The following is a 23,539-nucleotide window of genomic DNA, read 5'->3' as shown; positions in this document are numbered from 1 at the left end:
TGTCAGCGCGCGGCGCCTGCCGTGAGGGCCGCGTCGACGATGCGGTGCGCGGGCAGAATCGAGCGACGCTCGGCATCTTGATCCACGCGGCCGTCGACGACGTCGAGGAAGCGATCCAGCTGCGTCGCGAGCGGCTCGCGGCCCGTGATCTCGGGCACCTCCATCTCGGTGACCTGACGGAATCCGGCGCCGCCGGGTCGGTCCTCCGAGATCGACGTGTGGCGGTACAGCGTCACGCCACGGCGCAGCAAGTCGATCTCGACCATGTCATCGAGCGTCTGCACGAGGAGCGACCGCACTTTGCGCTGACCGAGTCGCGATGCCGACGCCGAGGCCATGCCACCGCCCGCGAAGGCGAGCGAGACGTCGACGACGTCCTCGGCCCCTTCGACCGACAACGGGTGGAAATGGCCTACCTCGACGTTGATCGAGCACGGGTCCTCGCCGCCGAACAGCTGCGAGATGAGGTCGACGTCGTGCACGAGCAGGTCCCACGCTACGCCTGTCTTGATGCGCGGCACGTAGGGCGAATGCCGGTCGGCGCGCGCGTAGAGCGGACCCTCGATCATGCGCTTCGCCGCGATGACTGCGGGGTTGTAACGCTCGAGGAAGCCGCACATGATCGGAGTGCCGGTCGATTCGGCGAGATCCAGGATCTCGACGGTCTGGTCGAGCGAAGGGCACACGGGCTTCTCGACGAGGAGCGGCTTGCCCGCCCGCAAGACGTCGCCCGCGATCGTGTAGTGGTGCTCGGTGGATGCCGCGACCACGACGGCGTCGACGGACGAGACGACCTCGAGGTCGGGCCTCCACTCGGCGCCGTGCTGCTCGGCGAGCGCGCGCCCGGACTCCTCGAAGGGGTCAATGACGTAGGCGAGTTCGGCTGCCGGGCTCTCGGCGATTACGCGGGCGTGGTTGCGCCCCATCGATCCGGCGCCGACGAGCGCGAGGCGACGCTCGGCCATCATGCCCCCAGCGCGGCGCGGACAGCCGTCGAGATCGTATCGAGATCGGCCTCGGCCACGTAGGGGTGCACCGGGATCGATAGGCAGCGACGCGCCGCCTCTTCAGCGACGGGGGTCTCGGAGCGCACGACGTCGGCACGGTCGCGATACGTGTCGTAGTCGTAGACGGGCTTGGGGTAGTAGATTCCGCTGCCGACGCCGTCCTCGGCGAGCGATGCGATGACGGCATCGCGGTCGGTGCCCTCGGGCAGCAGCACGGTGTACTGGTGCCACACGTGCTCGCGCCCCTCGAGCTGCGCGGGCAGGACGAGCCCGGGGATATCACCGAGCCGCGCGGTCAGGCCGGCGGCGTTACGGCGTCGAGCCTCGAGCTGCGCTGGGTAGGCGTCGAGCTGCGGCAGCACGAGCGCCGCCTGGAGGTCGGTCATGCGGTAGTTGTGACCCGCCATGACGTACTCGTAGCGCTGGCGCATGCCCTGATTGCGCATGATGCGCAGCTTCTCGGCGATCGCGTCGTCGTTGGTCGTGAGGATGCCGCCCTCGCCGGTCGTGAGGTTCTTCGTCGCGTAGAACGAGAAGCTGCCGATGCCGAAGCCGCCGACGGGCGTGCCCCGATACATCGCGCCGTGGGCCTGCGCGGCGTCTTCGACGATCGCGAGACCGTGTTGCTCAGCCAGCTCGACGAGCGGTGCCATATCGGCCGACTGGCCGTACAGGTGCACGGGCATGATGACCTTCGTGCGGTCGGTGATCTGCGCGGCCACCGATGCCGGGTCGAGGGCGAAGTCGTTCGTGCGGATGTCGCCGAACTTCGCGGTCGCGCCCGCCTCCAGGATCGCGTTGAGCGTCGCGATGAACGTGAACGGGCTCGTGATCACCTCGTCGCCTGGCTGCAGATCCAGCGCCTGGATGGCTGCCACGAGAGCGGTCGTCCCGTTGTTGAGGGCCACGGCGTGTCTGACGCCGTGCATCTCGGCGAACCGCGCCTCGAACTCTGCGACGACCGGACCCTGGGCGACGATTCCGGAGCGGATGACGGCGAGTACACGCTCTTCAACTTCGGGGCCGAGCTTCACGACGGAGACGGGAATCACGGGGACTGCCTTTCGGAGGATTGTCGACCGGATGGCCACCGAGAATCTTATCCGAGTGCACTCCGGGGCCCTGCCGGGTATGCCGCTCTCAGGTTCGGGATCGACCCTGCGGTAGACTCTTCCAGTTCTCGAAGGCCCGTCGGGCCGCAACGACAAGGGTTTCTATTGGTCTTCGCTGAAGTGCACTCGGCGGCTTTCGTCGGTCCTGGAGTCACCCTCGGTGATAATGTCGTGATCGGCCCCTTGGCCGTCATCCTCGGCCCGTGCACGATCGGTGCCCGCACGTGGATAGGCGCCGGGAGCAAGATCGGCTCGCCGCCCGAGATTTCCTCCCTCCGCCAGAACGCCGCGTGGACGGGTGACCTGGCCCACGAGGGCGTCGTGATCGGCGCGGGTGTCGTCATCCGCGAGAACGTCGTCATCCATCAGGGCAGCCATCGCGCGACGACCGTCGACGACGGCGCGTGGATCCTCAATAGCGCCTACCTCGCGCATGACACCCACGTCGGTGCGGGTGCCACTGTATCGGCAGGCGTCATGGTCGGCGGCCACGCCGAGATAGGCGTCGGCGCGAACATCGGCATGAACGCGACTATCCACCAGCGCCGCCTCGTGGCACCAGGCGCGATGGTCGGCATGGGCACCCCCGTCACGCGCGACATCCCGCCGTTCGCGAAGGTCTACGGCACGCCTCCGCGTGTGCAGGGGGTCAACGCGGTCGGCATGCGACGTGCGGGAGTTCCGGATGCCGCGATCGAGGCGCTCAGCGAGCTGTACGTGTCAGAGACCTCCGATCTGGGCGTCCTCCTCGAAAGCAAGCCGTGGGCGGCTCACCGAGAGCTCCTCGAGTGGTGGTCCACACGCGGAGAGCTTCGTCCGACCCAGCCCGGGGAGCGCACCCGATGACCGAGCCCACCGCGAACGACGGCGTCGAGCAGACGCCCGATCCGACGACGGATGCCCCAGTCACGCCGGCCCAGCGTCGCCGGGCGTTCATCGTCAACGTCATCCGCTGGGTGCTGATTGTCCTCGTGGTGGCGGCTGCGTCGTTCCAGCTCTGGCTCAACTGGAACGTCGTCGTCGAGACCGTCACCGACATGCAGTGGCCCCGCGTCATCCTCTCGTTCCTCGCGGCGATGGCGGGCGTCGGGTTCGCGACCCTCAGCTGGATCGTGCTCGTCGACGACCTCGGCAAGCCGATCGGCTTCGGCCGTGGCGCGCAGATCTTCCTCGTGGGCCAGCTTGGCAAGTACCTGCCCGGCTCGGTGTGGGCGTACGTCCTGCAGATCGAGCTCGGCCACAAGGCCGGTCTCGCGCGGGCGCGCACGTTCGCCGCGACGGTCTTCAACCTCGCCGTCATCCTCGTCGCCGCGCTCCTTGCCGGCGCACTCGCGGTGCCCGAGCTCGTCGCGTCGAACCCCGAGCTCTCGTGGTTGCCGTGGCTCTACCTGCTGCTGCCGGTGGGCCTCGTGATGCTGCATCCGAAGATCCTCACCTCACTCGCGAACTTCGGCTTCCGAATCCTGCGCCGCCCGCGACCCGACCACCCGATCCGGCTCCGCGTCGTGGCCACGTCACTGGGCTTCGCCCTCCTCACCTACCTCTGCTACGGCGCGCACCTGTGGCTGCTCGCCGACACGTGGCAGGGTCTCACGTTCGCGCCGCTGCTCCTGTGCATCGGTACCATGGCGATCGCAATGGTCGTCGGACTCGTCGCCTTCCTGCTGCCGTCCGGCTTCGGCGCGCGGGAGTTCGTCATCATCGCCGCACTCTCGCCGATCGTCGGCATCGGCCCCGCCACCGCCTACGCAGCGGTGAGCCGCCTCATGTTCATCGTCGTCGATCTGCTGTCTGCCGGAACCGCCGCGGGCATCGCCGTCGTCGCCCGGCGCCGTGAGGGCGCGTACCACGGCGACCCCGGCGTCATCAACTGATTCGGAGCACCATGTCTCGCATCCTCGTCGTCGGGGCGGGCATCGTCGGTCTCGCGGCCGCCGAGCGCATCGCCCGGGGCGGTCACACCGTCACGGTCATCGAGAAGGAAGACCGCGTCGCGGCGCATCAGACCGGACGCAATTCAGGAGTCATCCACTCGGGCCTCTATTACAAGCCGGGCAGCATGAAGGCGCAGATGTGCGTCGCGGGGGCGGCCTCGATGAAGTCGTTCGCGCGCGAGCACGGCATCGCAATGAAGGAGACCGGCAAGCTCGTCGTCGCGGTGAAGGACGAGGAGCGTCCGCGCCTCGCCGAGCTCGAACGCCGAGGAATCGCCAATGGCGTGCCACTCGAGCGTCTGACGCCCGAGCAGGCGGCCGAGTACGAGCCGAACGTCGCGTGCGTCGACGCGCTGCACGTCAAGACGACGGCGATCGTCGACTACACGGGCGTCTCGCGAGCTCTCGCGGATTCCGTGCTCGCCCACGGCGGCGAGATCCAGTTTGGACGCCGATTCGTCTCGGCGCACGAGACCGCCGACGGTGTAACGGTCGAGACCCATGCCGGCTCGCACCACGTCGATCTGCTCGTCAACTGCGCCGGCCTCTACAGCGACCGGGTCGCACTGGCCTCGGGCACCCGTCCGGACGTGCGCATAGTGCCGTTTCGCGGCGAGTACTTCGAGCTGCGGCCCGAGCTGCACGACCTGGTCAACGGGCTGATCTACCCCGTGCCCGACCCCGAGTTCCCTTTCCTCGGCGTGCACCTGACGAAGATGGTCGACGGCTCTGTGCACGCGGGCCCCAATGCCGTGCTCGCGCTCGCGCGCGAAGGCTATCGCTGGCGCGATGTGCGCCCTTCGGAGCTCGCGCTGTCACTGACCTGGCCGGGCCTCTGGCGCCTGGGCGCCAAGAATATGAGCGCGGGCGCGAAGGAGATGACCCGATCGGTGTCGCGAAGCCTCTTCGCGCGCAGTCTCTCGGTGCTCGTGCCCGGCATCACTGCTGACGACCTCGTCCCGGCGCCTGCGGGCGTGCGCGCGCAGGCGATGCACCGCGACGGGTCGCTCGTCGACGACTTCTACATCCAGCGGTCGGCGCGCCAGCTTCACATCCTCAACGCCCCCTCGCCGGCGGCCACCGCCGCGCTCGAGATCGCCGCGCACGTCGAGCGCGAAGTCGCGGAGGTGCTCGCATGAGCGTGACGACTGACATCCAGGCCGGGAACGAGACGCCCGACGCGATTGCTTCGCGCGTGCGGGCCTTCATCCCCGCCACGGCGATGGTGGTGCTCGTCGTCGTGGGGTCACTCATCCCGCTGCTGCGCAACCCGGTCTTCTACTACTGGGACGATACGGCCGCCGTCGCCGTCGGCGTGTGGCAGCGCATCCCCGCTGCTCTGCTCTCAGGCGAGCTGCCCTTCCTGCAGCTCGACATGTGGCGAGGCGGCAACCTCATCGCCGAAGCCGCGACCGGCATGTGGAACCCCGTGATGCTCGGACTCATGTTCGTGACGCATCCAATCGACAACCTCGCGGCGGCCATCACGATCTGCAAGATCGCCCTCTTCGTCATCACGGCACTCGGCGTCTACCGCCTCGCTCGGGGCTACGGCGCCGACAGATGGATGTCGGCCCTCGCGGGCACGATGTTGCCGCTCAGCGGATGGGCTCTGTTCATCGACGGCTCGTCGTGGATCAACGGCTCGGCGATCACCGCCTTCACGCCGTGGGCGTGGTGGGCGCTGCGCCGCGCGTTCCGCAAGGGCTTCACGCCGTGGTCGATCGTCGTGGCGGTCGCCTGCGGGTACCTGCTGACATCTGTGGGCAACCCGTACGGGCTCCTGACGATCCTGGTCACCTACATCGCGATCGCGGTCGAGGCGATCGTGACCAAGCGCGCGAAGGCGCTGTGGTGGCTCATTGCAATCGGCGCGATCACGCTCGCCCTGAGCGTCGTGGTGTATCTACCGTTCCTGCTCACCTCGTCGGTCGGCTTCAGGGCAAACTCCGAGATCATGAACGACGAGTTCCTCGCCGTCAGCGTGAGCAACCTGCTGGGCATGAGCACGCCGTCGTATCTGCCCTATATCCGCATGTTCGGACTCCCCGAGATCCGCACGCCCGCGATGTACCTCGCGTGGTTCCTACTGCCAATCCTTCCGTGGCTGCGCTGGCGTGTGACCCGCGAACGGTTCCTCGCCCTGTCGAGTGTCTTCGTCTTCGGTGGCCTGTTCCTACTGCTCGTGCTCGGCCCCTCGCAGTTCCTGATGTTCCGGTGGCCTGCGCGCCTAACCCCATTCCTCTACCTCGCTGTGGTCGTCGCGTTCGCCGTCTTCGCTTCGAAGGGATTCGCACGTGACCGGTTCGGTCTGCGCGTCACGATCTCGATCACGGCCGTCATGGTGGGCGCATGGCTCGCGGCATCCGACGTCCCCCGTCTTGTCTTCTGGCACGTACTGAGCATCGTCGGCGTGTTGGCGTTGGGCGCCGTGTTCCTGCGCTGGTTCCGCGGCAGCACGAAGAAGGCGTTCGCGCTGCTCGCAGCCGGGATGATCGTCTTCCTCGGCATGCAGATGGCGATGGTGCGAGGCAATGTGAACGTCGCTCAGTACGATCTCCCGACGTCTCGCGCCGTGCTGCAGGACGGCATCGGCCAGCGGTATCAGGGCGTCACTGTGCAGATCGCCAATCCGATGGGTACCTTCGATCGCAGACCCGAAGGCGGCTGGAGCGACATGCTCATCGGCACGCAGTTCGCGATCGCGGGCGTCGACGCGACTAATTCGTACAGCGGTATCGGTTACAACGAGCTCGACAGCGCGATGTGCATGACGTACAACGGATCCACCTGCCCCGCCCTGTGGACAGCGCTCTGGGAGCGTCCCGATGGCGCGCCAGCGATCCTCGCCGACCTGCTCGGCGCCCAGACCGTGGTTCTGCAGAAGGACTTCGTGGAAGAGCCGCAGACCCCCGAAGGCTGGAGTATCGCCGAAACGACGGAGTACGCGACGGTCTACGTGCGGGATGACACATCTACGGGAGACGGCACCGTGACATGGTCGGACGCCGACATCCTCTCGGACACCCGCGTGGACACGACAGGCGAGGATGTCGAGTTCTCGGCCGTGGATGGATCTTCGGTTGTGTTCGGCCGCATCGCTTGGCCGGGCTATTCGGCCACCGTCGACGGCAGGCCGCTCGAGGTCGGCGCCGGTCCGGCTGGACTCCTCGAGGTGCAACTGCCGGTGGACGTCGAGGACGGAACGCTCGAACTGCGCTTCACTCCGCCCGGGCTGAACATAGGCCTCGCCGCCACGGCCGTGGGAGCCGCGGGGCTTATGGGACTCTTGGTGTTCATGTTTCTCATGGTGCGGAAGAAATCCAACGGGTAGACTCACGCGGACGAAGACCGACCAGTCCCGGGAGATTCATGCGGATGCGCCGACGACGTTTCGTCCATGCCGCGGTGGCGCTGAGTGTTGCGACGGTAGTCACTCTGTCGCTGGTGGGCGGGGCGCCCACCAGCGCAGAGGCCGCTCCCGTCGTTGCGGCGCCACCTCCCGCTTTCGCGGCCCAGCCGACCGCGATCTCGGGCTCATCGTTCGATCCAAGCTACATAATCAGCGACGAGCGGTTTTTCGACAACGCCGCGATGTCGCAGGCGCAGATCCAGGCGTTTCTCGACAAGATGGTGCCGACCTGCCGCGCGACCAACTCCAATCGGCCGTGCCTGAAGAACCTCGTCACGTCTACCAACACGCGTGCCGCCCAGGCCCCAGGACACTGCACGGGCTACAACTCGGAAGGCTGGGAGTCGGCCGCGCGCATCATTTGGCGCGTCGCGCAGGCCTGTCGCATCAGCCCACAGGTGATCCTGGCGACCCTGCAGAAGGAGCAGGGTCTGGTAACCGCAACCGCGCCCACGGACTGGCAGTACAAGGCAGCCATGGGCTACGGCTGCCCCGATACGGCGCCGTGTGACGCCCGCTACTACAACTTCTTCAATCAGGTCTACATGGGTGCCTGGCAGTTCCGGCAGTACACATACAACCCGTCACCGTGGCGGCATCGCATCGGACCCACCGCCGTCTTCTGGCACCCTAACTCGGGCTGCGGCACCTCGATCGTGAACATCCGCAACCAGGCGACGGCGAATCTGTACAACTACACGCCGTACCGGCCCAATGCCGCAGCCCTTCAGAACCTCTACGGGCTCGGCGACGGCTGTAGCTCGTACGGCAACCGCAACTTCTGGCGCACCTTCACTGAGTGGTTCGGTTCACCCACACTAAGCGGGATCCCCGAGATCGATCGCGTGTACAACGCGATGGGCGGAGCGACCGGCAACCTCGGAGCGGCGACGAGCGACTACCTGACGATAAGCGGCAATGGCGCCGGCACGGCACGCGCATACACGAGCGGATCGATCTACTGGACGGCGCGCACCGGCGCGCACGCCGTCTACGGCGCATACCGCGACCGGTACTTCGCGTATCAGGGAGCGACGGGCTGGCTCTCGTGGCCCACCTCGAGCGTCATCCCGCTCGCAGGGCGCGCCAACTCCGGCGGACAGGCGTTCGCGGGCGGCTCGATCTACTACAGCCCAGCAACGGGCTCCCACTCGGTGCGCGGTGCGATCCGTGCGCAGTACTTCGCGCTCAACGGTGCCGACGGGTGGCTTGGGCTCCCCGACAGCGAGCCCGTGTCGGCTGCGGGGGGGCAACTGCAGCAGTTCACCGGGGGTGCGATCGCGTGGACGAGCACCGGCGGGGCACGTCCCATCACAGCAGCCATCAACGCGGCGTACGCCGCGAGCGGCGGTCCGGCCGGCATCCTCGGCTGGCCGACGAGCACGACGTACTCCTACAGCGTTAACGGCGGCGGGTCGGCACAGACCTTCGCAGGGGGCACAATATACGCATCGGCGGCGGGCGCCTTCGCCGTGCGGGGCGGGTTGCGTGCCGCATACTTCGCGAACGGCGGCGGCACCGGCACGCTCGGTTGGCCGACATCTGACATGACGTGCGCCTCGAGCTCGGCCTGCCAACAGGACTTCCAAGGCGGCACGCTCTTCTGGACACCGACCGGCAGTCGCATCGGCGACACGGCCATAGAGGCAGCGTACGCAGCGAACGGCGGCGCCGCGAGCCTCGGCGCGCGCATGAGCGGCGTCGTCAAGGTTCCCCAGAACGGCGGTGGCTACGCGCAGGCGTTCCAGAACGCGTCCATCTACGCTTCGACAGCGGGAGCATTCGTCGTCAAGGGCGGGGTGCGCCAGGCGTACTTTTCGCTCAACGGCTCAGCCGGCACACTCGGTTGGCCCACCGCGGCGATGACCTGCGTCGGTTCGGTGTGCGAACAGTCGTTCCAGGGCGGCACGCTTTACTGGACACCCACGGGCTGGCGTGTCGGTCTCCCCGTGATCGAAGCGGTGCACACGTCGCTCGGCGGCGACACCGGCGCGCTCGGAAAGCGCACGAGCGTGCTCATCCGCATCCCGCAGAACGGCGGCGGCTACGGCCAGACCTACGAGACCGGCTCGGTCTACTCGTCGGCGGCGGGCGCATTCGCCGTCGTCGGCGGCATCCGCGCGACGTACTTCACGGTCGACGGATCCGCCGGGCTCCTCGGCTGGCCGACCTCGGCGCAGTCCTGTGACGCGAACGGCGCGTGCAGCCAGAGCTTCCAGGGCGGCACGATCGACTGGTCGTCGGCCACGGGTGGCCGAATCCGCTGACGCGGAGAGGGCTCAACGCAGGCCGATCAACTGCGTGCGCCGCCACCTCCGACGACCATGCGCGGCGTGCCGGCCCACGCAGCGGGGTCCGTCACGTTCCGGCCGTCGATGAGCAGGCGCGCCGAAGGGAAGTCGCTCGCCGCGAGTGTTCGGTAGGCCGCGTGGTCGGTCTGGATGATGACGACATCGGCCGCGCCGCCGAGCGCATACGGCTCGAACCCGAGCGCGCGCAGTTCCTCGTCGGAGTAGAGCGGGTCGTGCACCCGGGGCTTCGCTCCCCCGGCGCGCAGCGCTTCGACGACAGGGAAGACGCCCGAGAACGCCGTCTCCTTCACTCCGCCGCGGTAGGCGGCTCCGAGGACGGCGACCTCGAGCCCGGTGAGATCGCCGAGCACGTCTGCGGCACGGGCAACGACGGCCGTCGGCATCCCGGCGTTGACCTCGCGCGCGACCCGCACGATGTCGGCGCCGGGGTCGGTCGACAGGTAGAGGCGGGGATAAACGGGGATGCAGTGACCGCCGACCGAGATCCCCGGCCGATGGATGTGACTGTACGGCTGCGAGTTGCACGCCTCGATGACCTGGTAGACGTCGAGGCCCACGCGGTCGGCGAACAGGGCGAACTGATTGGCGAGACCGATGTTGACGTCGCGGTACGTCGTCTCGGCGAGCTTCGCCATCTCACTCGCCTCGGCGGTGCCGAGATCCCAGACGCCGTTGGCCCGGGCGAGGTCGGGGCGCTCGTCGAATTCGAGGACGGCCTCGTAGAACTCGGTCGCGCGACGCGCGCCCTCGGGGCTGAGCGCTCCAATGAGCTTCGGGTACCGTCTCAGGTCGGCAAAGACGCGCCCCGTCAGCACGCGCTCGGGCGAGAAAACAACGTGGAAGTCGTCGCCCTCCGTGAGTCCCGAGCCCTCCTCGAGCATCGGCTTCCAGCGGTCGCGCGTCGTTCCCACGGGCAGCGTCGTCTCGTAGCTCACGAGAGCTCCGGGAGTGAGGTTCGCCGCGACTTCGCGGGTCGCGGCATCCATCCAACCGAAATCGGGCAGACCCGTCGTCTCGTCGACGAAGAGGGGCACGACGATCACGACTGCGTCGGCGCCGGGGATAGCCTCCGCGTAGTCGGTCGTCGCCCGCAGGCGCCCCGCGGGCACGAGCGCGGTGAGCTTCTCGGCGAGACCCGCCTCGCCCGGGAACGGCTCGAGGCCATCGTTAATCTTCGCGACCGTCGCCGGGTTGACGTCGACGCCGATCACCTCATAGCCGGCGTCGGCGAACTGAGCGGCGAGAGGAAGCCCGATCTTTCCGAGGGCGACGACGGCGATGCGCATTAGACGATTCTACGTTCGCGCGGAGGCGCTCGACGGCGTCACCAGGCGGTCCAGCCGCCGTCGACGGGCACATCGATGCCGGTGACGAACGAAGAGTACGGCGAGGCGAGGAACAGCAGCGCGGTGGCGAGCTCGTCGGCGCGCCCCACACGGCCGGCCGGCACACGCGCGGCGAGGGTGCGAAGGAACTCGGGGGCAGCGTTCTCCTGACGCGGAAACGGTCCCGGGCTCAGTGTGTTCACACGAATTCCCTGGCCGGCCAGGTGCACCGCGGCATGGCGTGCGTACTGCTTGAGGCCGGCCTTCGCCGCCCCGTAGTCGGGCGGGTTCTGGCTCTCGGGCGTCGGGTAGTTGCGCGGATCGGGACTCACCGAGCCGTACATAGACGCGACCGCGACGACGCTGCTCGGCAGCTCGCCGCCCGTGCGCCGCAGCGCCGGCTCGAACGCCTGCACGAGCTCGTGGGTCGCGCCGGCGGCCATCCCCGCGGCACGCGCGAAATCGGCGCCCATGACCGATGAGAACGATGCCGACCGCTGGTAGTGCGCGTTGCTCACCAGCACATCGAGCCGGTCGTGCTCCCGCGTGTAGGCCGCGGCGGCTTCGCGGATGGATGCCGCGTCCTCGACGTCGACGACGAGCCCGACCGCCCGCGCGCCCGACTCGGCGGTGAGCCGCTGAGCGGCATCCGCACAGCGCTCGGCGTCGCGGCCGGCGAGCCACACGTCGGCGCCCGCCCCCGCGAGCGCACGAGCGAACGCCGCACCTAGATGCCCCGTACCGCCGGTGACGAGCGCCACCCGGCCGGACAGGTCGAACAGCCGCCCTGCCGCGCTCGCGGCACCCTGCTCGTCCATGGTCATCCCTTCGTCCACGTCGTCGGATCGATGATGCGGAGCGGCACCTCGCCGAGAATCTCGGCGACTTCGACCGCCTCGGCCGCCGACAGCGGCGCTGCGGCGAACCGCATTACGAGGTCATCGAGCTGCTCCGGCCGCTCGCAACCCACGACGAAGGCGTCGATCCAGGGCTGCGCGCGTGCGAACGCGAGCGCCAGAGCCATCGTGTCACTCCTGCCGACGCGCCGGCGGGCTGCGTCGATGCGATCGAGCAGCGCTGCAGGATCGAACGCGGGCGCGGTCGGCCAGTCCTCGACCGGCACACGCCCGGTGAGCAGCCCCTGCAGGAAGACGCTCCGCGCCGTCACGTGCACGTCCGCGCGGCCGTGAGCCTGCTCGGCGAACGCCTCCCACCGGCGGTCGAGCATGTTGAACGGGATCTGCAGCGCGCCGACCTCTGGCAGGTCGAGCGCGCGGAGCGCCTGGTCGGGATGCTGCACGCTGACGCCGATCCGGCGCACGAGGCCGTCGGCGCGGAGCGCGCGCAGGGCGTCCCATGCCGCCGGCCGGAAGGCGTCGTCGGGGCGATGGAAAAGCACCGCGTCGAACGACGCTCCCCCACCGACGTCGGCGCCGATCCGCACTGCCGAACGCAGGACGGATGCCTCGACGGCGGACGGAAGCCCCGCGTCGGGCAGACCTTCGAGCGACGAGACCTTCGTGGCGACCGCGAGCCGGTCGCGATAGCCGCGGTCGAGGAATCGTCCGATCCGAATCTCCGAGGCGCCGTACCCCACCGCCGTGTCGACGAGATCGATGCCGTGCCGCACGGCGGCGCGCAGCAGTGCCGTCACCGTTTCGTCGTCGGGCATGCCGGTGTCGTTCGCGATGCCGTACGCCATGCCGAGCTGCACGCCGCCCAGCACGAGCTCGCTGCGGCCGGCGCGACGCGGCACCTGCGCGGCGCCCGTCGCGACGGCGAAGCGCTCCGAGAGACGTGTCCAGGGCACACCGACGGGGTCATCCGTGTGCGCCAGCACATCCGCGAGCACGACGTAGTCGTCGAAATTGTCGACGGTTGCGCGGCCGAACGAGTGCGTGCCCGGCGCCCGGGAGTCGTCGGCCGCGTAGGTTCGGCGGATCCACGGGGTGACGTGCTCGCGGTCGAACGCGGCGTCCGTCGAACGATCGGCTTCGCGCAGCGCCGCGACGTCGAACACCTCGACCGAAACGCCATAGGGCACGTCGCGATCCGAATCGGACACGCGATGGTAGCGAAGATCGCGCTGTCCGAGTTCGGCGACCGCCGTCTCGACCAGCTCGCCGTCGGGGATCACGTTGTCAGCGGTGAGCCGCACGACGATGTCGTCGTCGTCGAGATCGGCCGTCGCGAGCACGAAGCGACGAAGGGTGTCGTCGAGGGGGCCGCGCACGGAGCGGATGCCGTGCCCATCGAGCATCGAGACGATGTGCGCGTCTTCGGGCGCCTCGCTCGTTGCGACGACGACGTCGGCGCCCCGGTTCGCCGCGCGCAGCGCGACGAGGGCCGTCAACGGGAGTCCGCCCGCCGACAGGAGGGCCTTAGCGGGGAGCCGCGAAGACGAGAGCCTCGACTGGATCACGACCCGCACCGTCACCGGGAGACTTCCAGCTGCTCGTGGGTGCGCACGACGCGCTGCGCCAAGGCGCCGAACCCGGCTGCCGTCTCACGCCAGTCGGCTCGGGCTTCGACGGCGCGTCGCACCCGGCACGAGGCGACTGCGCGCTCGGCCCGCGGAGTCGCCGCGCGCAGCCGCGTCGCGAGCTCGGATGCAGAGCCGAGCGCGAACGGCTCGACGGCATCCGCGAGCAGCCATGCGCGGTTGCCGGGGATGTCGCTCACCGCCGCGGGGGTACCGCTGGCCATCGCCTCGAGGAGCGAGATCGAGGTGCCGTCGGTCGTCGACGTGCTGACGTACAGGTCGGCCGTGCGATAGAGGTCGGCGAGCCGCGCGTTGTCGGTCTCGCCGACGAACCGCACGCGGTCGGCCAGGCCCGCGGCGTCGACCACTGAGCGCAGGTGAACGGTCTCGCTCCCGGAGCCGGCGATGATCGCGTGGATGCGCGGTTCGTCCGCGACGAGCGCGAGGGCGTCGGCGAGGGTGCCCACCGAGTAGATCGGCTCGTGGCGACGCGTCGAGAGGATGACGACGTCATCGCGATCGAGCCCGAGATCGTCGCGCAGGTCGGCGCCCTCGGGGTGGAACCGCTCGAGGTCGACGCCCCACGGGAACTGCATCGTGCGATCCTCCGGGAATCCGAGAGCCGCGGCGGCCGCGCGGCCGGGATCGCTATCGACGAGCAGCACCGTCGAGGCGGCGATCGATCGGGCGACGCTCGCGCCCGCGGCCCCGCCCCGCTCCAGGTCCTGCAGCAGGTCGTAGCCCCACGACGTGCCCAGGAGCGGCCCGTTCCAGGCGCGTCGGACGTTCTCGACGACATGGGTGAGCGGTCCTGCCTGCACGAGGTCGACCGGCCCTTCGCCGAGCAGTGCGGCGAGGTCTTGCCAGACGGCCGCACGCGGGTCTGCGACGTCGTCGCGCGACACCGAAACCGACCCCACCTCCGCGCCCGCTGCGCGCCACGCCGCGACGAAGCGGTCGTCGTGGCCACTCCATCCCTGGGTGACGTACGCGAGGCGCACGGAGGTCACGTGTGCTCGATGTCCTCGGGGCGGATCCCCTCGTCCTCGCCGACGGCACGGCGCAGCGCCGCACCGACGGCATCCGCGAGGCGATCGGCGGGGATCAGGTCGGGCGTGGCCGGACGCACGACGACGAGATCCTCGCGCCTCAGCACGGTTCCCGCGACGAGATCGCGCGCCGCACGCACGCCGCGGCGCTGGATCACGACGGTCTCGGACTCGTTGGCCTCGACGCGCTTCACGGTGTCGCCGAGGGCAGCCTCGAGGTCCCGTGCGCTGTCGACCATGGCGCGCCACGACGCGGGGTCCATCGAGAACGCGTGGTCGGGGCCCTCTCGGGTGGTGTCGTCGGTGAAGTGCTTCTCGATGACGCGTGCGCCCAGCGCGATGGCGCCCAGCACCGAGGTGTGCCCCGCCGTGTGATCGGACAGACCGAGCACGACATCGGGGAACAGCGCCGCGTACGACGAGAGCACGCGCAGCGACAGGAAACGCATGTTGTCGGCCGACGCCGTGTAGTTGGTGTTGCACTGCATCAGCACGAGCTCGGGGTTGACGGCGCGGATCACGTCGACCGCCGCCACAACGTCGCCGAGCGAGGCTGCGCCGGTCGCGAGGAGCATCGGCTTGCCCTTGCGCGCCGTATGGTCGAGCGACTCGAGCCACGTGATGTCGCCCGAGCCGATCTTGAATGCCGGCACGTAGGGATCGAGCATATCGACCGCCTCGAGGTCGTACGCGGCCGAGAAATAGGCGATACCCGCCTCGTCGCAGGCGGCGCGCAGGGCGGGCGTCCACTCGTGCGGGATGGAGGCATCGGCGTAGACGTCGAACACCGACTTGCTCCATTTCGACTGGTGACTCACGCCCCCGAGCTCGTCGAAGCCGCGGCGCGAGACGATCTTCGGTGCGGTGAAGTTCTGGAACTTCGCCGCGTCTGCGCCGGCCTGCGCCGCGAGGTGGATCAGGTCGACCGCCCTCGAGAGCTCGCCGTCATGGCTCGCCGCGATGTCGGCGATGAAGTAGGTCGGGTCGTCGGGTCCGACGCTGCGATCCGCGATTCTCATGGTCACGGGCCCTCTCCGGGCGCGAATGCCCGCACACGCCCGGGAAGATCCCGAGCCAGATCATCGTATGCGGCATCCAGTCCCGCCGCCTGTCCGGGGAGGTCGCCCACCGTCGCGCGATACCGCGACGTGTCGAGCGACAGGTCGTTCCCGCGGGCGAGTTCCAGCACCGCCCGCGACTCGATCGGCTCGACTCTCTCGGGATCCCACGCGAACCGCCGCGCGATCGCCCGGCCGAAGTCGAACTTCGTCGTGCTCTCGCACGAGACGACGTGGAGGATGCCGGAGGCCTCCGCCTCCTGCGCGGCGACGAGCGCGTCGACGAGAAATCCCGCGTACAGCGTCGACACCGTCACATCGGTGAAGCCGCCGACGGTCTTCCCCGCGCGCAGGGCGTTGACGAAGAACTCGAGCAGGCTGCGCCGGCCAGACGGGCTCCAGCCGTAGAAGTTGACGCGCGCCACGAGCGCATCGGAATGGACGTCGAGCACGGCGGCCTCGGCATCCCGCTTCGTCCGGCCGTAGACCGATGTCGGCGAGGTCGGGTCCGTCTCGCGGTACCCACCGCGCTCCCCGTCGAAGACGGCGTCGGTGGAGATGTGGATGAAGGCCGCACCCTCGCGTCGCGCCTGCGCCGCGAGGTCCGCCGCGGCGGTGACGTTCAGCTCGTACGCCGCATCGGGGTCGCGCTCGCACTCCTCGTGCGATGCCAAGGCCGCGGTGTGCAGCACGACGGCGGGGCCCGACGCGGCGACGAGTCCGGCACGCCCGTCGGCTGACCGCAGGTCGCGCGCCAGATGCGGAGCCGAGGCTCCCGCGGGCGGCCGCCTGCTGACCCCGACGACGTCGACACCGCGATCGGCGAGCCGCGTCGCCGCCGTGGCTCCGAGCAGACCCGAGACTCCTGTGACCAGCCAGGACAATGCGCACCCTCCCCCGTCCGCGCCATGCGGCGGAGGATCCGCCGAGCGAGCGTCCGTTCGCGCGGCCAGCATACCCAAGCGACCGCAGGCCCCACTGATAGGCTGTGGAGGTTGACCACGCAGTCAGAAAGGCGACAACGTGTCGATTCTCAAAGGCTCCTCGCTGCTCGTTACGGGCGGGACCGGGTCCTTCGGAAAAGCCTTCATCCGAAGCATCCTCGATGCCGGCCTTCCTGAGCGGGTCGTGATCTACTCGCGCGACGAGTTGAAGCAGTACGAAGCACGGCTCGCCTTCGGCGACGACCCCCGTCTGCGCTGGTTCATCGGCGACATCCGCGACGAGGCACGGCTCCGCCGGGCGATGCACGGCGTCGACCACGTGGTGCACGCGGCGGCGCTCAAGCAGGTCGACACTGCTGAGTACAACCCGTTCGAGTTCGTGCGCACCAACATCATTGGCTCGCAGAACGTCATCGAGGCCGCGATCGACTCGGGCGTGAAGAAGGTCGTGGCGCTGTCGACCGACAAGGCGTCGAGCCCGCTCAACCTCTACGGCGCGACGAAGCTCGCCGCCGACAAGCTCTTCCAGTCGGCGAACCACTACGCCGCGGGCTACGACGCCCGGTTCTCGGTCGTGCGCTACGGCAACGTCATGGGCAGTCGCGGTTCCGTCGTGCCGTTCTTCCGCAAGCTCGCTGAGGCGGGCCAGCCCCTCCCCATCACCGACGCCCGCATGACGCGCTTCTGGATCACGCTCCCCCAGGCCGTGCAGTTCGTGCTCGACAGCTTCGACACGATGAACGGCGGCGAGCTCTTCGTGCCGCGCATCCCCAGCACGCGCGTCGTCGACATCGCCGAGGCGATCGCCCCCGGCGCCGAGCTCGTCGACATCGGCATTCGCCCGGGCGAGAAGCTGCACGAGGAGATGATCTCGGCCGACGACAGCCGCCGCACGCTCAAGCTCGCCGATCGCTACGTCGTGCTCCCCACGATCGCCAATTGGGGCTTCGTCGCACCCGAGGGCGAGCCGGCCCCCGACGGGTTCGCCTACCGCTCCGACAGCAACGACGAATGGCTCACCGTCGACGAGATCCGCGAGGCGATCGCCGGGCTGGACGCCGCCGCAGGAAGCTGATCGACGCCGTGTCGACTCTTGACCGCGGTCGCAGCCGTGCACGCGGGAGCGCTTCGTGCGGGCGCTGAACCTGCTCTACCGTGAGCTGCTCGCGGCCGCTCCCCCCGGTGCCGCCCGCTTCGCACGCCGCTACTCGGTGACCCTCGGATTCCTCTCGATCCTCGACGCCGCCGCGCTGGGGCTCCTCGCGCTCATCGTCGGCCCCATCGCGTCGGGGTCGACTCCGACCCTCCCGGTCATCGGAAGGCTCGAAGGCGCGAGCGTCTTCATCACGCTGGGCATCGTGTGCCTGCTCATCGTCGTCAAAGGCGGGGCCGCCTCGGTCCTGCTCTGGATCGCCACGAGGCGCTTCGCGCGCTTCGAGTTCGAGATCGGTGCTCGCCTGTTCGGCGCGTACATCTCGGCCCCGTGGGCCGAGCGGCTGAAGAAGAACTCGTCCGACCTCATCCGGCTCACCGACAGCAGCCTGTCGCTCGCGGTCGGGGGCTTCCTCCTGCCGGGTTCGACCGTCGTCGGCGAGGCCATGAGCCTCGTGGCGATCCTGGTGGTGCTCGCCATCGCCTCTCCGGGGATCGCGATCGTCGCGATCGCCTTCGTCGCGGTGCTGGGCGCCGTGCTGTACGTCTGGATCGCCCGCAACGCCCGTGTCGCGGGCCGCGTCAACCTCGCCGCGACACTGCGCACGTCTCGGCTTATGACCGAGATGGTGGGCGCTCTCAAAGAACTCACGCTGCGCGGCAAAGAGCCCGAGATGACGGCCGTCGTCGGCGATGCGCGCTCGCAGGCGACGCGGGCGCGCGGCAACATCCATTTCCTCAATCAGGTCCCCCGGTACGTGCTCGAAGCGGGAGTCGTCGTGGGCATCGCGCTCGTCGGAGTCGTCGGCTTCACCTTCGGCGGCCCGACCGGCGCCCTGAGCGCCGTCGCCCTGTTCGGGCTTGCCGGCTTCCGGATGACACCCGCCGTCATCCGCCTGCAGGCGATCGCGTCGCAGATGGCCGCGAACGCCCCGCAGGCACGGGCGATCCTCGACGAGATCCACGCCTCCGAGGCCTCCGTCGAGGCTCCGAGCGAGACCCGGGACGACGGCATCCCGACCGCTCCCGAGCTGCTGATCCTCGACAGCGTCGGGTTCCGGTACGCACCGGATGCCGCGCCCGCCGTCGACGACGTCTCGCTGCAGATCCCCTTCGGCTCGACGGTCGCTTTCGTCGGGTCGTCGGGTTCGGGAAAATCCACGACGGTCGACCTGATCCTGAGCCTCCTCTCGCCGACCTCGGGGGCCATTCGCATCGACGAGACGCCGCTGCGCGACGTCAGCACGTCGTGGAAGCAGCACGTCGGCTACGTGCCCCAAGAAGTCGCACTGTTCGACACAACGGTCGGCCAGAACGTCGCGCTCACGTGGAAGGACGACTACGACCGGGATCGCGCCGTCGACGCCCTCCGTCGGGCCCAGGTGTGGGACGTGTTCGACGCCCGCGGCGGGCTCGACAGCCCGATCGGCGAGCGCGGACTCTCCCTGTCGGGCGGTCAGCGCCAACGCCTCGGAATCGCGCGCGCCCTCTACGCCGACCCCTACGTGCTCGTAATGGACGAGGCGACGAGCGCTCTCGACACGTCGACCGAGGCGGCCGTCACCTCCGCGATCGGCGCCCTTCACGGCCGGACGACCGTCATCGTCGTCGCGCACCGGCTCGCGACCATCCAGCACGCCGACCGGATCTTCTTCATGCGCGAGGGGCGGGTGACGGCCCAGGGCACGTTCGCCGAGCTCGTGCGCGACGAGCCCGACTTCGCCCGTCAGGCGATGCTCGCGGGTCTCACACAGGGCGAGCTGTGACCGCGCCGACGTCGGAGTCCGTGAGCGGAGTTGTCGCATTCGAAGACTCGCGTCACGATTCGCTGTACACGGTACTGCCAGGTGCGGACTGGCACGTGTGGCCGCTCGTCCGGTGGCCACTCGTCACCGGCGCCGTAGACGCGGAGCTCGCGACACACGCCCCCGTGCACACCGGCACCCCCCGCATCTTCGACGAGATCCGCAGCGCCGCGGCTGGACTCGCCGTGGGGCGCGGGAGCCTCGGCCGCATGCCCGCTCACAGGCGATTCCTCTTCGTCACGGGTGGAGTCACGGTCCATCCCACGCCGGAAGGCGAACGCAACTGGCTCGCCGACGCATACCTTGCCGCAGCGCCGGAAGAATCGGTGCTCCTCACCGATGCGATCAGACCGCGAGGTCGCACGCGCCGCACTGCCTTCCCCGCGACCTTCACGACGAGCGCTGCATTGGTGGGCGGCGAGCTCGCCGATCGGCTCCCGCGCGGGCGCCGCGCCGACGTCGATGCGGCTCGCCGAGCGGTGGACGACCTCGTCGACGCCTTCGAGCCCTTCCTCCCTGTTCCGATTCCGCAAGAGGCGCGAGGCATCGCCGTCCAGCGGCTCCTCCGCGCCGACCGTCGCCACCGCACCCTGAGACGTGTCACGGAACGACTCGACCCCGACGTGGTCCTCATGGAGGACGCCTCCTACGGCAGCAGATCCCCCTCTGTCGAGTGGATGCGACGACAGGGAATCACCGTCGTCGAGCCTCAGCACGGGTGGATCGGGGGCGCGCACGGCGCGTACAACTTCGGCGCCGCCATGTGGGACGACGAGCTTCGGGACTCACTTCCGTCGGAGCTCCTCCTGTTCGGCGAGTTTTGGGGACGTGACCTCGCCCACCCCGCGCGACCGGTCATCATCGGAAAGCCTCATCTCGAGACCGCCGCCGCGAAGATCCGCGAGAAGGGGCAGCGCTCGCGACGAGCGATCGTCGTCTCCAGCGTGTACCGCCGCGAATCGATGATGGATCTGACACTGCGCGTGCGCGATGTCCTGCCGAGTGACTGGACCGTCGCGTTCCGCCCGCATCCGTCCGAACGGGCCACCGTCGAAGAGCTTTACCCTCGGCTCGCCGGTGCGCACCGCGTCGAGTTCGACCGCATTGCCGATGTCTACGAGAGCCTGGGCGATGCTCGCATCGTGGTCGGCACGGCGAGCACGGTTCTGTATGAGGCACTGCGCTTCGATGTGGACGTGCTCGTCATGCAGAGCCCGCTGACGGCGATGTACGCACCCGCTGACGTCTTCGGCCCCTCGATCTCGGACGACTCGCAGCTCAGTCGCGCAATTGCGTCGGCCGTCGACGGCTCTCGGCGCACGCACGCCGTGAACGCGGCCTCGATCTGGGCACCGCGCGCGTCCGAGAACGCTGCAGCTTACCTCGCGTCTGCAGGCGCCCGTAGCGATTCGACTTCGGCCACCGACGGATAGGTGATCAGCACCGCCCGGTGCTTGCCGTTCAGAACGAAGGCGCCGCCGGCGGCGACGCCACTCGCACCCGCGGCGAGCCCCTCTCGGAAGTCGTCCATGCCTCGGGCCCCTCCCAGGGCGACGACGGGGATGTCGACGGCCGCGGCGACCGCGGCGATCTGCTTCACGTCGTAACCCGAGAAGGTGCTCTCGCGATCGACGGACGAGAGCAGGATCTCGCCGGCACCGAGCGCTTCGGCGCGACGTGCGAGGTCCACGGGACCGATCCCAAGCGACGTGGTGCCGTGGACGGCGACCGTGTCGTACCCCGTCAGTCGCTTGCGGAAGTCGACGCTCACGACCGTGCTCGACGAGCCGAGCGACTGCGAGACCTCCGAGACCAGATCCGGGCGACGTGCCATCGCGGAACCCAGGACGACCTTCTCGATGCCGAGGCCGACGATGCGCTCGGCCTCGGAGACCGCCGCGATCCCGCCGCCGTAGCCCACCGGCATGAATGCTTCGGTCGCGATCTCCTCGATCAATCCATAGTCGATCGGGCGCCCCTTCACCGACGCGTCGATGTCGCAGATGAAGAGCTCGTCCACGCGCTTCTCGTTGAAGATCTTGACGGCGTTGATCGGATCGCCGATGTACTTGGATCGACCGAATTTGACCGGCTTGACGAGGTAGCCGTCGCTGATGGTCAGGACGGGGATGACGCGGGGAAAGGCCGTCATGCTGCAGCGAAGTTCGTCAGGAGCCGCATGCCGAAGGCGTGGCTCTTCTCGGGGTGGAACTGCGCGCCGGCGATGTTGTCGCGTCGCACCATGGAGGTGAATTCCGCTCCGTGAGGCGTCCTGGCGAGGACGTGCTCGGGAGCGGTCGGCACCACGTGATAGCTGTGGACGAAGTAGAAGCGCGGATCATCCAGCTCGTCGAACAGCGCATCCGGACGCGCCGGGGTGACCGTGTTCCAGCCCATGTGCGGCACTCTGACCCCGGCAGAAGGCTCGAAGCGCGTAGCCGTGCCCTCGATCAGACCCAGGCCGCTGGAGACACCCTCCGCGCTGGAGTCCATCAGCAGCTGCATTCCGAGGCAGACGCCCAGGACGGGCTTGCCCGTCGCGGCGAAGTCGCGGATGGCCGAGGTCAGTCCCTTGCCTTCGAGGCGGGCGGTCGCCTGGTCGAACGCGCCGACGCCGGGAAGGAGCAGCCGGTCGCTCGCCGCCACTTCCTCCGGTGTGGAGACAAGGCGCGCATCGACTTCGATCCGCCGGAACATGTTGAGGACGGACCCGAGGTTCCCCATTCCGTACTGGATGACTCCGACGGTCAACGCATGACCTTCGTGACCCCCGGGAACTTGCCCGAGACCCGCAGCGCGAGGTCCCAGAGCCACTTCTCGTTCGGATACTCGAGATGATCCACGGGCGCCTGGTCCAGGATGCGGCGGAACTCCTCGGCGGAGACGCCGAGCTTCTTGGCGATGAACTCTTCGTCCTGTCGACGCAGGGCATCGTCGTAGTCCGAGACCGCGAGCTGTGCGAGGGCGTCCTCCCGATCGATCTGACCGGACAGGATGAGCGACGAGAGATGGGCCTTGCGCTTGTCGAATCCGAACTTCGTCGGCAGGTAGTAGCCCTGGAAGTACCGCGTGAAGACCGACTCGTAGTGCTTGCCGCCGTAATCGCGCCATCCGAGCTCATCGGCGATCGCCTGCTTGGCCTCGGTCTTGTAGTACGGCATGTAGTTGAGGAGCGCGACGGTCGTGATCCCGCGGGCACGCGGGTACCAGACGTAGCGGCCGAAGAGACCCATGGTCGGGTACGTGCGCAGCTTCACCGAGCCGAACCGGCGCTGGATCCCCTTGACGTGGCGCACGTCGGCGGCGCTGTAGCCCCACGACTTCGGGAGGATCGACTCCGTCGCGTAGTTGCTGCCCGTGAGGATGTACTTGATCCCGTACTTCGCGGCCTGTCGATAGGCGACCGCAGGGAAGGCGTGATCGGTCGGAATGTCGCAGTTGGCGACGGATGCCTTGAAGAACGACAGCTGGAGGTCGCGCATCTCGCGCCAGTCGACGACGTCGGTGTAGAGATCGAGGTCGAGCTTCTTGACGATGCGCTCGATGTTGCTGACGGCCAGCTCGGAGTTCCAGCCGCTGTCGAAATGCACCGCGAGCGGCCGGAGGCCGAGCTTGACGGCCTGAAGGACGAGGTACGAGCTGTCCACACCTCCGCTGACCCCGATGACGCAGTCGTACGGCTTGCCCTCGCCGGACCGCTTGATCTTGTCGACGATGGCGGACAGCTCGTCGGCACGACCGCCCGTCTGCGCGCGCTCGACCCGGTCTGCAAACAGCTCGTCGAAGCGCAGCGCGTGACTCGAAACGCCGGCATCGTCGAACCAGACGTCGGGGTCCGTCGTGTCCATGACGGTCCTCGTGCACACCTGGGTGACCGTTGCAAGGCTCACGTGCATCCTCCTTGGGAGGGCGCTGATGCACCCCCTGCTCGCGAAATTGTACCCAAG

19 protein-coding genes are annotated in these 23,539 nt (G+C 68.8%); 8 read left to right on the top strand and 11 right to left on the bottom strand.

From position 1 onward, the window contains the following. Window positions 1–2: 2 nt before the first annotated feature. Complete coding sequence (locus ACWIBS_RS10770) at window positions 3–968, bottom strand: Gfo/Idh/MocA family protein (protein ID WP_376126715.1); 966 nt, start codon at window positions 966–968, stop codon at window positions 3–5. Next, on the bottom strand, window positions 965–2,059 hold the full coding sequence (locus ACWIBS_RS10765) for a DegT/DnrJ/EryC1/StrS family aminotransferase (protein WP_376126714.1): 1,095 nt from the start codon (window positions 2,057–2,059) through the stop codon (window positions 965–967). The genes ACWIBS_RS10770 and ACWIBS_RS10765 overlap by 4 nt, the downstream gene beginning before the upstream one ends. A gap of 180 nt (window positions 2,060–2,239) precedes the next feature. Between ACWIBS_RS10765 and ACWIBS_RS10760 the strand changes: the two genes are divergently transcribed. The 5 genes from ACWIBS_RS10760 to ACWIBS_RS10740 are packed head-to-tail and all read left to right on the top strand — an operon-like array spanning window position 2,240 to window position 9,732. Beyond that, on the top strand, window positions 2,240–2,965 hold the full coding sequence (locus tag ACWIBS_RS10760; protein ID WP_376126832.1) for an acyl-ACP--UDP-N- acetylglucosamine O-acyltransferase: 726 nt from the start codon (window positions 2,240–2,242) through the stop codon (window positions 2,963–2,965). Then, window positions 2,962–3,993, top strand: a complete 1,032-nt coding sequence (locus ACWIBS_RS10755; protein ID WP_376126712.1) for a lysylphosphatidylglycerol synthase domain-containing protein — start codon at window positions 2,962–2,964, stop codon at window positions 3,991–3,993. Before ACWIBS_RS10760 ends, ACWIBS_RS10755 begins: the two co-directional genes overlap by 4 nt. An 11-nt stretch (window positions 3,994–4,004) precedes the next feature. Further along, on the top strand, window positions 4,005–5,192 hold the full coding sequence (lhgO, locus tag ACWIBS_RS10750; RefSeq protein ID WP_376126710.1) for an L-2-hydroxyglutarate oxidase: 1,188 nt from the start codon (window positions 4,005–4,007) through the stop codon (window positions 5,190–5,192). Then, the gene (locus ACWIBS_RS10745; protein WP_376126708.1) at window positions 5,189–7,387 is read left to right on the top strand and encodes a hypothetical protein; all 2,199 of its coding nucleotides are present in this window, start codon (window positions 5,189–5,191) and stop codon (window positions 7,385–7,387) included. The genes lhgO and ACWIBS_RS10745 overlap by 4 nt, the downstream gene beginning before the upstream one ends. A 44-nt stretch (window positions 7,388–7,431) precedes the next feature. Beyond that, complete coding sequence (locus tag ACWIBS_RS10740; protein ID WP_454136967.1) at window positions 7,432–9,732, top strand: hypothetical protein; 2,301 nt, start codon at window positions 7,432–7,434, stop codon at window positions 9,730–9,732. A 26-nt stretch (window positions 9,733–9,758) separates the two neighbouring features. Here ACWIBS_RS10740 and ACWIBS_RS10735 read toward each other — a convergent pair whose 3' ends face one another. From ACWIBS_RS10735 to ACWIBS_RS10710, 6 genes are read right to left on the bottom strand one after another with little or no spacing between them, the layout of a single operon-like run. Further along, window positions 9,759–11,063 carry a nucleotide sugar dehydrogenase gene (locus ACWIBS_RS10735; RefSeq protein WP_376126702.1) on the bottom strand — a complete coding sequence of 435 codons (1,305 nt, stop codon included), beginning with the start codon at window positions 11,061–11,063 and terminating at the stop codon, window positions 9,759–9,761. A gap of 38 nt (window positions 11,064–11,101) precedes the next feature. Next, window positions 11,102–11,920, bottom strand: a complete 819-nt coding sequence (locus tag ACWIBS_RS10730; protein WP_454136965.1) for an SDR family NAD(P)-dependent oxidoreductase — start codon at window positions 11,918–11,920, stop codon at window positions 11,102–11,104. Window positions 11,921–11,922: 2 nt separating this feature from the next. After that, window positions 11,923–13,524, bottom strand: a complete 1,602-nt coding sequence (locus ACWIBS_RS10725) for an aldo/keto reductase (RefSeq protein WP_376126699.1) — start codon at window positions 13,522–13,524, stop codon at window positions 11,923–11,925. Window positions 13,525–13,535: 11 nt separating this feature from the next. Next, window positions 13,536–14,594 carry a glycosyltransferase gene (locus ACWIBS_RS10720; RefSeq protein WP_376126696.1) on the bottom strand — a complete coding sequence of 353 codons (1,059 nt, stop codon included), beginning with the start codon at window positions 14,592–14,594 and terminating at the stop codon, window positions 13,536–13,538. Then, window positions 14,591–15,652, bottom strand: a complete 1,062-nt coding sequence (locus tag ACWIBS_RS10715) for an N-acetylneuraminate synthase family protein (protein ID WP_376126830.1) — start codon at window positions 15,650–15,652, stop codon at window positions 14,591–14,593. Before ACWIBS_RS10715 ends, ACWIBS_RS10720 begins: the two co-directional genes overlap by 4 nt. A gap of 2 nt (window positions 15,653–15,654) precedes the next feature. Beyond that, the gene (locus tag ACWIBS_RS10710) at window positions 15,655–16,575 is read right to left on the bottom strand and encodes an SDR family oxidoreductase (protein WP_376126693.1); all 921 of its coding nucleotides are present in this window, start codon (window positions 16,573–16,575) and stop codon (window positions 15,655–15,657) included. 139 nt (window positions 16,576–16,714) lie between these two features. Here ACWIBS_RS10710 and pseB point away from each other — a divergent pair, with 139 nt between their 5' ends. The 3 genes from pseB to ACWIBS_RS10695 are packed head-to-tail and all read left to right on the top strand — an operon-like array spanning window position 16,715 to window position 21,025. Beyond that, window positions 16,715–17,710, top strand: a complete 996-nt coding sequence (pseB, locus tag ACWIBS_RS10705; RefSeq protein WP_376126690.1) for a UDP-N-acetylglucosamine 4,6-dehydratase (inverting) — start codon at window positions 16,715–16,717, stop codon at window positions 17,708–17,710. Between the two features lie 55 nt (window positions 17,711–17,765). Beyond that, a complete protein-coding gene (locus ACWIBS_RS10700; RefSeq protein WP_376126688.1) occupies window positions 17,766–19,553 on the top strand; it encodes an ABC transporter ATP-binding protein in 1,788 nt (595 codons plus the stop codon). 20 nt (window positions 19,554–19,573) lie between these two features. Further along, on the top strand, window positions 19,574–21,025 hold the full coding sequence (locus ACWIBS_RS10695) for a hypothetical protein (protein ID WP_376126685.1): 1,452 nt from the start codon (window positions 19,574–19,576) through the stop codon (window positions 21,023–21,025). On the opposite strand, the gene ACWIBS_RS10690 is transcribed toward ACWIBS_RS10695, so the two are convergent. From ACWIBS_RS10690 to ACWIBS_RS10680, 3 genes are read right to left on the bottom strand one after another with little or no spacing between them, the layout of a single operon-like run. Next, entirely contained in the window at window positions 20,971–21,744 is a 774-nt protein-coding gene (locus ACWIBS_RS10690; RefSeq protein ID WP_376126682.1) for a HisA/HisF-related TIM barrel protein, read from the bottom strand. The two genes, ACWIBS_RS10695 and ACWIBS_RS10690, sit on opposite strands and share 55 nt — an antisense overlap. Further along, window positions 21,741–22,406, bottom strand: a complete 666-nt coding sequence (gene hisH, locus ACWIBS_RS10685; RefSeq protein ID WP_376126679.1) for an imidazole glycerol phosphate synthase subunit HisH — start codon at window positions 22,404–22,406, stop codon at window positions 21,741–21,743. The genes ACWIBS_RS10690 and hisH overlap by 4 nt, the downstream gene beginning before the upstream one ends. Then, a complete protein-coding gene (locus ACWIBS_RS10680) occupies window positions 22,340–23,482 on the bottom strand; it encodes an N-acetyl sugar amidotransferase (protein WP_376126678.1) in 1,143 nt (380 codons plus the stop codon). Before ACWIBS_RS10680 ends, hisH begins: the two co-directional genes overlap by 67 nt. Between the last annotated feature and the right edge of the window lie 57 nt (window positions 23,483–23,539).

The organism is Microbacterium sp. NPDC055442 (assembly GCF_053644215.1).
This window is presented reverse-complemented; position numbering and strand designations above follow the sequence as displayed.

Bases quoted from the DNA above. Each gene is read 5' to 3' on its own strand.
- ACWIBS_RS10770 (WP_376126715.1), bottom strand. From the start codon at position 968: ATGATGGCCGAGCGTCGCCTCGCGCTCGTCGGCGCCGGATCGATGGGG.
- ACWIBS_RS10755 (WP_376126712.1), top strand. From the start codon at position 2,962: ATGACCGAGCCCACCGCGAACGACGGCGTCGAGCAGACGCCCGATCCG.
- lhgO (WP_376126710.1), top strand. From the start codon at position 4,005: ATGTCTCGCATCCTCGTCGTCGGGGCGGGCATCGTCGGTCTCGCGGCC.
- ACWIBS_RS10745 (WP_376126708.1), top strand. From the start codon at position 5,189: ATGAGCGTGACGACTGACATCCAGGCCGGGAACGAGACGCCCGACGCG.
- ACWIBS_RS10740 (WP_454136967.1), top strand. From the start codon at position 7,432: ATGCGCCGACGACGTTTCGTCCATGCCGCGGTGGCGCTGAGTGTTGCG.
- ACWIBS_RS10735 (WP_376126702.1), bottom strand. From the start codon at position 11,063: ATGCGCATCGCCGTCGTCGCCCTCGGAAAGATCGGGCTTCCTCTCGCC.
- ACWIBS_RS10730 (WP_454136965.1), bottom strand. From the start codon at position 11,920: ATGGACGAGCAGGGTGCCGCGAGCGCGGCAGGGCGGCTGTTCGACCTG.
- ACWIBS_RS10715 (WP_376126830.1), bottom strand. From the start codon at position 15,652: ATGAGAATCGCGGATCGCAGCGTCGGACCCGACGACCCGACCTACTTC.
- ACWIBS_RS10690 (WP_376126682.1), bottom strand. From the start codon at position 21,744: ATGACGGCCTTTCCCCGCGTCATCCCCGTCCTGACCATCAGCGACGGC.